The organism is Nostoc sp. CALU 1950 (genome assembly GCF_051172895.1).
Lineage (GTDB): Bacteria > Cyanobacteriota > Cyanobacteriia > Cyanobacteriales > Nostocaceae > Nostoc > Nostoc edaphicum_A.
Genome location: NZ_JBDNJQ010000060.1, coordinates 28,919 through 43,247, shown reverse-complemented (window position 1 = coordinate 43,247; position 14,329 = coordinate 28,919). Strand labels below are relative to the sequence as shown.

General features: G+C 44.2%; 12 protein-coding genes and 1 tRNA gene. 9 read left to right on the top strand and 4 right to left on the bottom strand.

Translation table 11 applies throughout. The annotated features are described in order from the left end of the window. The coding region (locus ABF638_RS17670) for a peptidoglycan-binding domain-containing protein (RefSeq protein ID WP_435024220.1) at nt 1–532 on the bottom strand (532 nt) is incomplete at its 3' end. Nucleotides 533–916: 384 nt separating this feature from the next. Here ABF638_RS17670 and ABF638_RS17665 point away from each other — a divergent pair. The 7 genes from ABF638_RS17665 (at nt 917) to ABF638_RS17635 (ending at nt 9,735) form a co-directional block, all read left to right on the top strand. Further along, nucleotides 917–2,365 carry a hypothetical protein gene (locus ABF638_RS17665; protein WP_435024219.1) on the top strand — a complete coding sequence of 483 codons (1,449 nt, stop codon included), beginning with the start codon at nt 917–919 and terminating at the stop codon, nt 2,363–2,365. A gap of 252 nt (nt 2,366–2,617) precedes the next feature. Next, the gene (gene rimP, locus ABF638_RS17660) at nt 2,618–3,079 is read left to right on the top strand and encodes a ribosome maturation factor RimP (protein ID WP_435024217.1); all 462 of its coding nucleotides are present in this window, start codon (nt 2,618–2,620) and stop codon (nt 3,077–3,079) included. A 224-nt stretch (nt 3,080–3,303) separates the two neighbouring features. Beyond that, nucleotides 3,304–4,593: a transcription termination factor NusA gene (gene nusA, locus ABF638_RS17655; protein WP_435024215.1), complete on the top strand. Its 1,290-nt coding sequence runs from the start codon at nt 3,304–3,306 to the stop codon at nt 4,591–4,593. Nucleotides 4,594–4,741: 148 nt separating this feature from the next. After that, nucleotides 4,742–5,017, top strand: a complete 276-nt coding sequence (locus ABF638_RS17650; RefSeq protein WP_435024213.1) for a YlxR family protein — start codon at nt 4,742–4,744, stop codon at nt 5,015–5,017. A 485-nt stretch (nt 5,018–5,502) separates the two neighbouring features. After that, nucleotides 5,503–8,667: a translation initiation factor IF-2 gene (gene infB, locus ABF638_RS17645; RefSeq protein WP_435024211.1), complete on the top strand. Its 3,165-nt coding sequence runs from the start codon at nt 5,503–5,505 to the stop codon at nt 8,665–8,667. A gap of 105 nt (nt 8,668–8,772) precedes the next feature. Next, a complete protein-coding gene (locus ABF638_RS17640; protein ID WP_435024209.1) occupies nt 8,773–9,390 on the top strand; it encodes a low-complexity tail membrane protein in 618 nt (205 codons plus the stop codon). Between the two features lie 147 nt (nt 9,391–9,537). Continuing rightward, nucleotides 9,538–9,735 (top strand): hypothetical protein, encoded by a 198-nt coding sequence (locus tag ABF638_RS17635; RefSeq protein ID WP_069073454.1) that lies wholly within the window; start codon nt 9,538–9,540, stop codon nt 9,733–9,735. On the opposite strand, the gene ABF638_RS17630 is transcribed toward ABF638_RS17635, so the two are convergent. Beyond that, nucleotides 9,732–10,268, bottom strand: coding sequence for an alpha/beta hydrolase (locus ABF638_RS17630; RefSeq protein ID WP_435024208.1), 537 nt, complete (start codon nt 10,266–10,268; stop codon nt 9,732–9,734). The genes ABF638_RS17635 and ABF638_RS17630 overlap by 4 nt on opposite strands. Nucleotides 10,269–10,734: 466 nt before the next feature. Here ABF638_RS17630 and ABF638_RS17625 point away from each other — a divergent pair, with 466 nt between their 5' ends. Next, complete coding sequence (locus ABF638_RS17625) at nt 10,735–12,426, top strand: DUF1565 domain-containing protein (RefSeq protein ID WP_435024206.1); 1,692 nt, start codon at nt 10,735–10,737, stop codon at nt 12,424–12,426. 335 nt (nt 12,427–12,761) lie between these two features. Here ABF638_RS17625 and ABF638_RS17620 read toward each other — a convergent pair whose 3' ends face one another. Further along, complete coding sequence (locus ABF638_RS17620; RefSeq protein ID WP_435024205.1) at nt 12,762–13,055, bottom strand: DUF3493 domain-containing protein; 294 nt, start codon at nt 13,053–13,055, stop codon at nt 12,762–12,764. Between the two features lie 33 nt (nt 13,056–13,088). Between ABF638_RS17620 and ABF638_RS17615 the strand changes: the two genes are divergently transcribed. Next, nucleotides 13,089–13,160: transfer RNA gene (locus ABF638_RS17615), tRNA-Thr, on the top strand. A gap of 86 nt (nt 13,161–13,246) precedes the next feature. On the opposite strand, the gene ABF638_RS17610 is transcribed toward ABF638_RS17615, so the two are convergent. Continuing rightward, nucleotides 13,247–14,317: a M42 family metallopeptidase gene (locus ABF638_RS17610; protein WP_435024222.1), complete on the bottom strand. Its 1,071-nt coding sequence runs from the start codon at nt 14,315–14,317 to the stop codon at nt 13,247–13,249. Nucleotides 14,318–14,329: the final 12 nt, after the last annotated feature.

Here is a 14,329-nt window from a genome sequence, read left to right as displayed (position 1 = left end):
CTGTCGGTTTAGCTGTTGGCGTAGCTGTCGGTTTAGCTGTTGGTTTAGCTGTCGGCTGACCCAAAAGTGTCTTTGCTTCTTGATCGAGCTTTTGCCGGAGCGCTAAATTAGCAATTCCGGTTTCTTCCAACTGATTTTTCTTCTGGTATTCCTTCACCGCTGCTTCCATTTGGGGACCATAAAAATGATCGCGTGGTAAGGGAGGATTTGGCTTCAACACTGCATTCAAATTTGATTGCAGAATTTTAACGATGTTGGCAGCAAAATCTTGGGTTTTTGGCCCTGCTATCCCATCAACAGGCTTTAGCTTATAACCTGTCTGAAATTCACGAATTGCCTTTTTAGTTTCCTCATCCGTCAAAGCAGTATTTGTGACCTTGACGTTATAGCCTAATCCGCGCAATACAGAACGGAATTGCTGGGGCGTATAGCTACGTTGAGGGGCTGCGAAACCTGTGTCTACAACTAAACTAGCAGTTATCAGGCAAGTAACAGCAAAGGTTGCGCTTGATTTTCCAAACCCACACCACATATTTAAAACTCCTTTGGATTAAATCAGCAGGATTATAAATGTTAACAGCTGCATTTTAAGTTTGTTTAATAACTTTTTTTGCGATTATTTAATGATTTTTGAACAATTTTTGATTTATTTTTGTCAATTTTAACTAGAATTACAAAAAAAAGTTTGTGTCATCCATCCAAAGAAGTATCTTTGATTAGCAGAAATACAGCAGTTATCATTTGAATCGAATACACCCTTTGAACAGTAAATTACAGTAGGAGGTGCAAAGATATTCGCCCCTACTGGGGTCTAATCAACTGCAAATTACCGTAATTGATTGGAAAGAGCCGAAAATTCATAAATGAAAGAGCTTATGTTTCCAACAAACAAGAAACGTATAATACATTACAAAAAATGAAAAATATAAAATATTCTAAGCAGCGAAATATTTGGTTTGAAAGATTTATGGCAATTGCTGCCACCGTAAATTTAGGTTTAGTTTTGTTTGATTTAAGTTACGTACCTTGGCGGGATTTCTACTTGCGAAAAATTCCCCAAATTATTCAGATTTATGATCCAGTAAAGGGTATTGAACCCTATCGAGACACGAAAAATTATTTAGAAACAGTCAAGGCATTAGAAGAACAAGTCAGCCAAACAGGTTTAGAGTCATCTGAGGTAAAGAGCAAGCTAGAAGAAATAAGGCGTCTGAGCAACGAGATGATTGACACTAACCCGTTCGCGGGAGTGAATAAGAGTGGTACTCTGGAAAAAATCAAAAATCGGATGCGCGATCGCATCGGTAACGAATCTGCAAAACAATCCTTCGCCACTTTTTGGAGTCAGCCTTACCTCTCACAAAATGGCTGGGTTCAAGAAATTAATTTTTTCAACGATAGAATCAGCCCTTTGATTGCTACTAACTATTACCGCCAAATCGGTGAAAATGGCGATTTGGTTGATAACTTCTGGATTCTTGACTTACCCTTTGTGATTTTATTTGGCGTAGAATTGCTGGGGCGTACCTTCTTAATCAGACGCCAACATCCTGGTTTAAACTGGTTTGAAGCACTATTGTGGCGTTGGTACGACCTATTTTTACTACTGCCATTTTGGCGATGGTTGAGAATCTTACCTGTATTAGTCCGCCTAGATCAAGCGCAATTATTGGATCTCCATCCAGTGCGAAAACAAATTCATCAGGGAATTGTCGCCAACTTTGCCGAAGAACTCACAGAAGTTGTAGTGGTGAGGGTAATTAATCAGGTTCAGGGTTCAATTCAGCGGGGTGAGCTAACAAGTTGGCTCTCGCAACAAGAAAATTTACGTCCCTACATAGATATTAATAATGTGAATGAAGTAGAAGCGATCGCAGGTCTTTTGGTAAAAACAATTGTTTACCAAGTGCTACCCGAAATTCAACCTGCGATCGTTGCCATTTTGCGCCACAACATTGAAACCGTCTTCCATCAAGTCCCCGTCTACCGAAACCTCCAGAACCTCCCTGGCGTGGGACAGGCCCAAACCCAATTAAGTGAACAAATGGCGACTCAAATCACAACTAATCTTTATAAAACTTTAGTTAGCGCAGTTGAAGACCCAGTTGGCGCAAAACTCACCAGTCAACTCGTACAAAGCTTCAACGACGCTTTGGGATCTGAAATGAAGGAAAAACACGTACTTTCAGAAATTCAGAGTTTACTTTTTGACTTCTTAGAAGAAATAAAAATCAACTACGTCCAGCGTTTGTCCCAAGAAGACATAGACCAAATTATCGAGCAAACCAGGCAGCTAAGAACACAAGTATCAGTTCCAGCAGTAGTTGATAAAGGCACTACTTTCCCCAAAATACGGGAAGGATAGAGAGTGAGATGAAGGGATAAGGGAGATGAGAGGACAAAGGGACAAGGATAAAGAAACAAACCCTTTCCCCCTTCCCCTTTACCCTTTACCCTTTTTCATAATCCCCAATGCCCAATGCCCAATGCCCGACTATCCCATAAATGCGCTAAACTCGATTTAGGCGAATCATGATTGGTTCGTCACAAGACTTCTTGGAAGATATACCTATCGCAGGAAGTGGGTCGAAGCCCACTTTTTTTATTGAATTCTCTCATGGCTCATCCTTTAGTTCCACAAATTATTGATTTGGCGACACCAGTGGCAGAAGAACTGGGATTGGAAGTGGTTGGCGTTGTTTTTCACACCAACCAAAGTCCACCAGTGTTGCGGGTAGATATTCGCAATCCTCAGCAAGACACCGGGTTGACCGATTGTGAGAGGATGAGCCGTGCTTTAGAAGCCTCCTTAGATGCTGCGGAAATCGTTCCAGATGCCTATGTCTTGGAAGTGTCTAGTCCTGGTATTTCGCGGCAACTGGTAACAGACAGGGAGTTTATTTCCTTTAAAGGATTTCCTGTCATCATCTCCACTTCGCCACCCTACGACGGACAACAAGAGTGGATTGGTCAGTTGATTCGTCGGGATGAGACAGCACTTTTCTTAAATCAAAAAGGTCGTGTAGTCGAAATTCCCCGCTCCCTAATTACTAAGGTGCAGCTAGAGGAGCGCCGATAAACAAAGGGCTATGGCTCAGGAGTTATGAGACTAGAGCACCTTAGCTCAAGGCTAGAGATTAGGAACTAAGGGCTAGAGGTTAGAGGCTAAAGGCTAGAGGTTAGAGATCAGTGTAAAGCTATTCTCTAATCCCTGGCTCTAATGCGTAGTTTTCCATCCCCAGTCCCCAGTCCCCACTCTCTACTCCCCAGTCCCCACTCCCTAATTTTTAAAGGAGATTGCTTATGTCAATGGTTACTTTACCTGGATTAAAAGAATTAATTGAAAGTATAAGTCGCGAGCGGAATTTACCCCGGCTTGCAGTTCAATCAGCTATTAGAGAAGCACTACTCAAAGGCTATGAACGTTATCGTCGTGCCCAAAATTTAGAGCGCAAACAGTTTGACGAAGATTATTTTGAAAATTTTGAAGTAGAACTCGATATTGAAGGAGAAGGATTTCGCGTTCTTTCCACCAAAACCATTGTTGAAGAAGTAGATAACACAGACCACCAAATTTCCCTAGATGAAGTTCAACAAGTCGCTCCCGAAGCGCAGTTAGGGGACTCTGTGGTGCTGGATGTTACCCCCGACCAAGGAGAATTTGGTCGGATGGCGGCGATGCAAACTAAGCAGGTATTGGCGCAAAAATTACGGGATCAACAGCGCCAGATGGTGCAAGAAGAGTTCCAAGATTTAGAAGGAACTGTCCTGCAAGCAAGAGTCCTGCGGTTTGAGCGGCAATCTGTAGTTTTGGCAGTCAGCAGTAATTTTGGTCAGCCAGAAGTAGAAGCCGAATTACCGAAGCGGGAACAGTTGCCCAACGATAATTATCGGGCAAATGCCACCTTCAAGGTATATCTCAAAAAAGTTTCTCAAGGTCAGCAACGAGGACCGCAATTGCTTGTGTCTCGTGCGGATGCTGGTTTGGTAGTTTATCTTTTTGCCAACGAAGTCCCAGAAATCGAAGATGAAGTGGTACGGATTGTTGCCGTAGCTAGGGAGGCAAACCCCCCCTCTCGTTATGTCGGTCCCCGGACTAAAATAGCAGTAGATACTCTTGATCGCGACGTAGACCCAGTTGGCGCTTGTATTGGAGCCAGGGGATCGCGAATTCAAGTGGTAGTCAACGAATTACGCGGTGAAAAAATAGATGTAATTCGCTGGTCACCAGATCCAGCAACATATATCGCTAATGCCTTAAGTCCAGCACGGGTAGATGAAGTGCGCTTAATGGACCCTGAATCCCGACAAACTCACGTACTAGTCGCTGAAGATCAATTGAGTTTGGCCATTGGTAAAGAAGGGCAAAACGTCCGTTTGGCAGCCCGTCTGACTGGTTGGAAAATAGACATCAAAGACAAAGCTAAGTATGACTTCGCAGGAGAAGATGCCAAATTTGCAGCCGTCAGAACAAAATATCAATCAGAGGAAGATGCAGAAGAAGATGATCTGGACTATGAAGAAGAATTAGAGGATGAAAATCAAGACGAATTAGAAGAGGAGGATAGTTTTGACAATAACGATGACGAATAATTGATTAATTTTGTAAAGTTTTGATACTGTAGATTGTAGTCTCAGTCTCAAGGATTATTTTCTCAAAAGCTACTTGGTATAAGTAAAAAATAGTAATAATAAACTTCTTTTTACATCCAAAATCCTGGACTGAGATCATCAAAAACCGATGAAACCAAATTATCGGCGCTGTATTAGTTGCCGCAAAGTAGGCTCAAAAGATGAGTTTTGGCGGATTGTCCGCGTCTTTCCATCGGGAAAGGTACAATTAGATCAGGGCATGGGGCGTTCCGCCTATATTTGTCCGGAAATGAGTTGCCTACAAGCGGCTCAAAAAAAAAATCGACTAGGGCGATCGCTACATGCATCAGTGCCAGAAACACTGTACCAAAGCTTGTCGCAACGTCTAGCCCGCAGTAATACCCAAAACCAAAACCAAATTTAATTGGAACAACTTTGTGACCTAATCTCCAGAGGAATTATGTCGAAAGCCCAAGTCGCGCTTTCATCACACTCCCTGTTGATCGTCAAGGTTAGTGCCAAAATAGTAAATGGGTGTAAAAGGCATTCGCTTCTCTAAAAAATAACAAGAGGGGCGAGGCAACATTCCCAGAACAAGATGTAATCGATTGTGTTGTGGAAGACTCAGAATCAACAAAACAAGAAACTACAAAATGGCAACCTGGTAGCGCTCAGGCGCAGTTCGGCGTCCAGGGTTCCTATAAAAATCTTTTATTTAAGAAATTTTTATGGGTATCCCTCAACCATCATTCCTGGTGGGGATGCCACTATTAAACCGAAACATCTCTCTTTCCTGATTGGAGGCACCGGCAAAAACTGAACGGCAACCTAAAAACAGTAATCCAAGGATGGAGATGTCGCAAACCAGGCAACCATCCGCTAAAACTGTAAATTAAAGGGGAAGAGTGGATGAACAACGGCAAAGTTAGAATCTATGAATTATCAAAGGAATTGAATTTGGATAACAAAGAGCTATTAGCAATTTGCGAGCAGCTCAGCATCTCGGTCAAAAGTCATAGCAGCACGATTTCAGAATCCGAGGCAGAAAACATCCGGGCGGCAGCAGAAAAGCTTGCAACTACGAATGTATCAGCCAAAAAAGAACTAGGTACAACCAGCCATAAGCCAAATTCACCACCGAACGGCGGACGTAACCGACCTGCTGCACCCCACAAACCGCAAATTTTGGAAATACTCAAACCCAAAATATTGAGAAATACTACTTCCAACGCCCCAGAGGCGTCACTTGCTACCAATACCCAAGCTGCCTTGTCTGAAGCTAATCCTCCCTCTCCTCCACGGCCTTTCGCTACACCAGTCTCACCCCAGAAACCGGCAGCACCAACTCGACCTGTGCCCCGGACTCAATCAGAGACTCAAGAGCAACCTCCGATCGCTGACTTGGAACAAACGCCTAATCCGAATCAGGCACCGGAAAAAATAGCATCCCAAAAACCGGAAAAAATAGTTCCACCCAGACCGAAGTCAGAAAAACCGATCAAACCACAACTAGTTGCTCCTCCAGCCAGACCTGCGGCAGAAGAAGCCCAGGTAGCAGATGAGCCAGTCTCTCAGGCAGATAAACCAATCCTTAAACGCGACCAACGGCTGCGGCCAGTGGAAGGCGGCGATCGCGAGCAGATTAAGCCCAGAGTTGCTAAACTGCCAACTGACCAGTCCCCACCAGGTGCACCACAAAGAACAAGTCGTCCTACTCCTTCACCCACCAGACCAGAGCAGAGGGGCAATAGACCATCTGCACCATCACAATTGGGAGAAGGGCAACGACCCAGACCAGCACGCCCAGGTGAAGGTGTAGCAGCCGCAATGCCCATCGCTACTCCACCCAGACAGATGTCAGGAATAGCGGGCAAATCTCAAGGTTCTGGTGATGAACCAGTCACACCTGATCTCCTCGATTTGAAACGCCCAAGTCCGCCTCGCCCGACCAAAGGCGGCAAAAAGTGGGTAGAAGAGGAAATAATTGACGAAGTTAAAGAGAAGGCTAAAGCCGGCGTCAAAGGCAAGCGGATCAAACCCATACTTGATGATGAGTTTGAAGAAGATTTGCTGGATGATGACGATATAGATTCACCAGCCACAGTCCAAGTTAGCCTTTCCATCGCTCGTCCTCCCAAACCTAAAGCGACTCGACCCGTACAGATGCCAGGTGCAACCCTTGCTAGCGCCCCAACTGCAAGAGCGAGAAAGCCTGGTTCTAAATCTGGTTCCAAGTCTGGTTCTGGCCGCGACCATCATCAAAACCGTCGCCAAGAAGCTGAAACCAAGCGCGATCGCCCCGAAAAAGTGACGATCACAGGGCCGTTGACTGTGCAAGAACTGTCTGACGTTTTAGCCGTCCCTGATACAGAGATTGTCAAAATCCTGTTCCTCAAAGGCATGGCGGTGAGTATCACCCAAAATCTGGATATTCCCACAATTACCCTGGTAGGAAAAGAACTAGAAATAGAAGTCGAAACCGTCGAGCGAGAAGCAGAAGCTCGGAAAATTACGGAAATGGTCGGCGCAGAAGACCTAGAATATCTCCACCGCCGTCCGCCTGTCGTGACAATTATGGGTCACGTAGACCACGGTAAAACAACCCTGCTCGACTCAATCCGCAAAACAAAAGTGGCTGCTGGCGAAGCTGGCGGTATCACTCAACACATCGGTGCATACCATGTGGATGTGGAACATGAGGGTAAACCGCAGCAGATAGTCTTCCTAGATACTCCTGGTCACGAAGCCTTTACAGCTATGCGGGCCCGAGGAGCACGGGTAACAGACATTGCCGTATTGGTAGTGGCTGCTGATGATGGCGTGCGTCCGCAAACCATTGAAGCTATTAGCCACGCTCAAGCAGCGGGAGTGCCAATTGTTGTTGCAATCAACAAAATTGACAAAGAAGGGGCACAGCCAGAACGCGTTAAACAAGAACTGACCCAGTATGGTCTGACCTCAGAAGACTGGGGTGGTGAGACGATTATGGTTCCCGTGAGCGCCATCAGGGGTGAAAACCTGGATACGCTCTTAGAGATGATTCTGCTGGTAGCAGAGGTTGGAGAACTATCTGCTAACCCAGATCGTACCGCCAAAGGAACTGTAATTGAAGCACATCTGGATAAAGCCAAGGGAGCAGTTGCTACCCTGCTCATTCAGAATGGCACCCTGCATGTGGGAGATATCTTGGTAGCTGGCTCGGCTTTCGGTAAAGTCAGGGCAATGGTGGATGACAGAGGCAAGAGAGTAGACATTGCTTCTCCTTCCTTTGCCGTCGAGGTACTAGGTTTAAGTGATGTGCCAGCAGCAGGCGACGAGTTCGAGGTCTTCCAGAACGAAAAAGAAGCCAGAGCACTCGCTAGCGATCGCGCAGACAGACAACGCCTATCCCGCCTCTTACAGGGTCGTGTTACCTTAACAACTCTCTCAGCTCAAGCACAAGAAGGCGAGTTGAAAGAACTCAACTTAATCTTGAAGGGAGACGTACAAGGTTCAGTGGAAGCCATTGTGGGAGCGCTCAAGCAAATCCCGCAAAACGAAGTCCAAATTCGGATGCTGTTGGCTACTGCTGGGGAAATCACCGAGACAGATATCGACTTAGCAGCTGCCAGTAACGCTGTAATTATTGGCTTCAACACCACCTTCGCTAGTGGCGCCAGACAAGCCGCCGATGAAGCAGGTGTAGATGTCCGGGAATACAACGTCATCTACAAACTCCTAGAAGATATCCAAGATGCCTTGGAAGGTCTTTTGGAACCAGAGTTGGTGGAAGAACCCTTGGGTCAAACCGAAGTCCGTGCCGTCTTCCCAGTCGGTCGCGGTGCTGTTGCCGGTTGCTACGTTCAATCTGGCAAACTAGTTCGCAACTGCAAAGTCAGAGTGCGACGCGGCGGTAAGGTGATCTTTGAAGGCGTCCTTGACTCCCTAAAACGGATGAAAGAAGATAGCCGCGAGGTCAACGCCGGTTATGAATGCGGTGTCGGCATAGATAAATTCAATGATTGGGTTGAAGGTGACATCATCGAATCCTATCAGATGGTTACGAAGCGCCGCACTCTCACCTTAACGAGATAGTGTTAAGGGTAAAATGGTTAGAAGTTAGGAGTGATAAATTAGGAGTTAGGAGTTAAAGGCTGCTAATTCCTAACTCCTAACTCTTAACTCACAACTTTTTATAATATGCATTCATTTCGCTCTGAACCTATTTTGTGGATTCATGTCGCTGGATTGGCGACATTGCCTATTTTTTTATTACTCTGCTTATTGTTCTTGTCTGTAGGTGAGCCGTTTTTACCAGTCTGGATGGAGCTATTTTTAGTTGCCGCCATTGGTATTCTCCCTTTGCTATGGATGCAGTTGCGTCGACCTTTTTATATATTTGCTCTTTTAGGAATAGCCCTAAAGCCAGAAAATCTGACTGAGCGGCAGCGAAAAATTCTCTGTTTAATTAATACAAAGTTAAATCGTATCTTGGCATTAGTGGCAGCAGTATTGTCGGTTTGGGTGCTGTGGCATCTTTACCAAATTGCACCATTAGTAGCAAATTCAGCGAGATTTCTCCCACAATGGCGCAGCCTCGCACTACTGCTTGCGGGATTAGCTTTTTTAGGCAGCAATCTATTTTTACAAATACCTGTGAGTGTAATGCGAGTTTTAGTGACTAATGACACAGAATTCGCTGGCATAGAGCCATTATCTTTAGAAAAGATTAAGCAGGATTTCACAATTTTAGGTGTACGGGTTAATCAAATCGTCCCCCGATTGTTGCAATCCTTGTTTAGGATTAATACAGATTAATAGCAGCCCCAAAAGTAATTATTTCACTTTAAAGGGCTACAAGTGAGGAGCAGGGGGAGCAGGGGGAAAAGAATTAATAACCAATGCCCCATGCCCTATTCCCAATACCCAGTTACCGTTGAAGTTAAAATAAAGGAATGAGGAACTATGGCTCAAATTCCAGCTTCTAGCGATCGCCAATTTTCTGCTGATACTGAAATTTGGTATAGCCTCAAATGCGCGATCTCCACTAGTTCCGGTTTTCAACGCTGGCAACTAGAACGCGATGCTCAGTTACAGGGAATTCGCTTAGAACAGCAGGTACAGCGGTATTTAAGGGAAACTTTAGAAACTTTAGCTTACTAAAAATTAAGTAAATCTTGTAGGCTAGTTTGCAAGCGACGGAGTTGACGGTATGCACTCTCCAAGCGATCGCCATCAACTTCAACTTCATTTGTGGGATAATTCTTAATAATTTCAATCAGCGACACTTGCCCGTCTTGACTCGCAGAAAGTATCAATGCGGCTCGTAAAGCCTGTCGGTCTGCTCTCCGAGACGGTGTAGAAATAACTTGACTAATTTTATCCAAAATAATATTACCAATCTGGCTATTTAGCACTCTATCTAGAAAAACAGGGTTTATCTTCACTGGCTCCGTTAGATACTGACGAATGGCTTTGGGATCTTGTCGCGCCAAAGCTAAATTGACTCTTAATGAACGTGAGAGTTCACCGGTTTGGGCAAAGGTGGATAGTTCCTCTACAGAAAGTGATTCACGGAAGACGCCATACTTCAGCACTATTTGTTCCGCAGCAAATGCAGGAGTGGACAAAAAGAGAAGACAGGTAGTGCCTACTAAAACTAAAATGCGACGCAGCCCCAAAAAATTAAAATGCATTTCTCCCTATTTCTAATAGATTTACTTTTATTGTGATGATATTCCAGCAACATTATTTGCAGCATCTAACTTTAGGAAATACAAGAAATAAATCAGCCAAGGCAGGATGAGCGCTTAGACAAGGCAGCGAGAGACTTGTTGATAGAACATCACCTCATCCAAAAGCCTCTGTAGAGCTTGGCGAAAATCTATCTATCATCTCAATTAACAAGGTTTGGGGCCTACCCTTAATAATTTGCTCAAGCAAATTGTTAAGGGTAGGCAAACTTCGGCTACAGTGTACTAGTAGAATTTTCTGAATAAAAGAATATAACTAATGTATAAGTTCTGTGATCTATCTAAGGAATTTAGCTGAATCAGCGCTAATCATCCAGTATAGTTTTGCATAGATTTTACAGCAGCTACAAGGCTGCTACCTTCAATCTTGTTCGACACACCATAATTCAGCACATCACAGACGGAAAAAATGAAATACCGGGGTTTTCACATTTCTCTAGCGAAAAATTTTCGCCTTCTTTCTAGCAGTCATCTCAGATATACTTTGCGCGTGGGAGCGGGACTAACGGCTTTGCTAGTTGTTTCCGGCGGGTCAATACTACTACATGGTGAAGTTAATGCTGGTGCTACTCAAGAAGGTATTGCTCCAACTCTCACAGCGCAAGCTCCTGCAACAGCCGCAGTGATTTACGTTAATCCCGCAACTGGTATAGATAGTGCTGGTGCTGGTGCAACCTCAGCAGCACCTTACAAGAGCATCAGTTTCGCTCTGAGTCAAGCTCAACCAGGTGCAGTTATTCAACTAGCTCCTGGGAACTATAACCAAGAAAGTGGCGAAACCTTCCCGCTTTTGCTTAAACCAGGGGTGACGCTGCGGGGTGATGAAGCTACTAAAGGTCAGGCAATATTAATTACAGGTGGAGGTTTCTACACTAGTCGCACCTTTGCCAGACAGGACATTACCATCCTTGCCGAGCAAGATGCCACGATCGCTGGTGTCAGCGTCACCAACCCAAATAGCCGGGGTACAGCGGTGTGGGTGGAGTCAACTAATCCCATTATCAAAAACAGTACTTTTACTAACAGTGTTAGAGAGGGTGTTTTTGTCACAGGTACAGGCAATCCCAAAATCGAAGGCAACCTCTTTGTGCAAAACAAAGGCAATGGAATTTCAATTGCTAGAGCTGCCCAAGGAGAAATTCGGAGCAACTTATTTCAGGATACTGGTTTTGGTTTAGCGATCGGTGGCACTTCCACACCCCTAATTGTGGAAAATCAAATTATCGAAAACCAAGACGGTCTTTTTATCTCAGAGTCAGCAAAGCCTGTATTACGTCAGAATGTCATTCAGAACAATAAGCGAGATGGCTTAGTAGCGACTGTCAGTGCTCTACCCGACCTTGGCACCAACGAAAATCCTGGTGGCAATCTTATTCGCAATAACACTCGTTATGATGTGAACAACGCCACCAAAACCAGTACAATTCTTGCTGTTGGCAACGATATCGATCAGAAAAAGATTTTTGGCTCAGTAGATTTTGTTGCGGCAAGTGTTGATATACCACCTGGAGGGCCTGTCGCCTTTAAGGATGTGCCAGCAAATTACTGGGCGAAAACTTACATCGAAGCTTTAGCCTCCCAAAATATTATTGCTGGCTTTCCTGATGGTACCTTTAAACCCAATGAACCTGTAACCCGCGCTCAATTTGCCACTATTATCACTAAAGCCTTAACACCACCAGTGAAACGCGCAGGTATTCAATTTAAAGATGTAGCAAGCAATTTCTGGGCTTATGCTGCAATTCAATCTGCTTACCAAAGTCAATTTGTTTCTGGTTATCCCGATGGCACTTTTAAGCCACAGCAGCAAATTCCGAGAGTGCAAGCGTTAGTAGCTCTAGCTAATGGTTTGGGCTTAACTGCAAATAATCAGAATGTCCTTTCCTTTTACACCGACGCTGCCCAGATTCCTAGTTATGCGATCGCTCCTGTTGCTGCGGCAACTGCACGGCAATTAGTAATTAACTATCCCACAGCCAAGCAACTCAATCCTAATCGTCAAGCGACTAGAGCCGAAGTTGCTGCCTTTGTTTACCAGGCACTCGTCAATGCTGGACGTGCTCAACCAATTCCTTCATCCTATTTGGTAACTGTTCAGTAAATACCTAATTAGCAAATTGGAAGCGCCAAACTAACAAATTATCAGTTTGGCGCTTCCAATTAATGTGAGTTTTTTTATTCTAGGGTTTTTTAAACATAAAATTTGGGGTCTTTAAATATAGCTAACCCCATTTGAATGTTATTGGGTTTATGGTCAGGGTCTTTATATTGGCTGACCCCGTTTCAACGATTTCTAGTTTCTCAGAAATTTTTGCTTTTTGGCATTTCCTAATAATTTTTTTATTTTTTCTCTGTTGATATTTTAATCTTCATAACATCATTAATAAAGATATGCAAAAAGAAAGCAGTAAAAAATTAACAGCTAAATTTCTCGCTTCAGGAATTAGGATTTTTACCCGACTGGGGGCTTGCTTGCCGCCGCTGTTCCCAGCGCCAGAGGAACACCATTAGGGCAACGATCGCTACTTGGAGAGCTAAACTAGGCAAAGCACTCTCAAGATCGCGTCCGGCAAGGACTTGGAAAAAAAAGATAAATGCGCCAATGGAGCCAGAAGCACCGAAAGCAATATAGATAAATTGTCGTAAGCCACGATAAGGAGCGGCTATTTCTGCTTTAAGGCTGGCATATTGTTCAGGGTTAAGACGATTTTTGGGATTTTGGTTTATCATGACTAAATCATGTTATACTCTTAGATTGTGAACGCCGATGTGGCTCAGTGGTAGAGCAGCTGATTCGTAATCAGCAGGCCGTGGGTTCAAATCCCATCATCGGCTTTGATAAAAGTATTGCTCAATAGTCAAGTTTGACATAAATCAAGCATTGTGCGGTTCTTCGGTTAATTTGATGGAACCTCGAATTATCACTCAAACTCAGTTTCGCAGAAAGATTTTAACAAATCAATACAGTTAGCGATCGCTCCTAAATGAGCAATTTCGTACCCATGTGTATTTTGGGTGGGAAACGCTAAACAAGCAGCACGTCCAACATGGCCAAATTTCATGGCAATCGAAGCATCACTGCCAAATCCGCTTAGAGTTGTGAATTGTATTGGCATATCGAGTTGCTTTGCACTATGGCGCAGTTGACTATTTAGCCCCTCATCATATATCCCATAAGCATCTTGAGATAAAAGTACAGGACTTTCCCCATCTTTCACAGGATATTCCTCAGATAATGGACAAATTTCTAAAGCAATTAAGGCATCCAAACGCTGATTTTGGGTGAAAAATAGCGCCCCAATTGCTCCTACTTCTTCTTTAGCTGACGCTACTAAATAAACATCAACAGCAGGCTGTTTCAGGTTTTCAGCCAAGGCTAGCAAAATGGCAACAGAAGCTTTGTTATCCAAGGTGTAACCGGCAATATGATTCTTTAACCGAATTGGATGCTTGCGATGCTTACCGATTACCATTCTAGTTCCAGGTCGAATGCCAGCTGCTTCTAATTCCGCAGATGTCAGCTTCGTTTCAATCCAGGCATTTTCCCACTTAACAGTTGTATCTTCCTGCTGGACTTTTTGGGGCGATTCGTGGGAAACGTGGCGGGAACCAAAGCTGAGAATACCGCTAATGGTTTCGTTATCTCCGATTAAATCGACAACACCTTCGCCGTAAACCCACGGGAAAGAACCACCAAGTTTGCTGACTTTGACACAACCTTCATCACCTATACTCTTGACAATTGCGCCAATTTCGTCTTTGTGTGCGGTGATAGCGTAGACGCGAAGCGGCTTGTCGTTAGACATCGCTCCATCTGGATTTTTCCCTGGAATTTTCGCAATAATATTATCGGCGCGATCGCACCAAACTTCTACACCCAGCGCCGCAAATCGTTCCATCAAAAACTGATTAATCTCAGCTTCTACACCACTAGGAGAATGGTGCATCACCAATTCTTCAATAATTTCAAATAAGCGATCGTAATCCCACATCAATACAGTTAG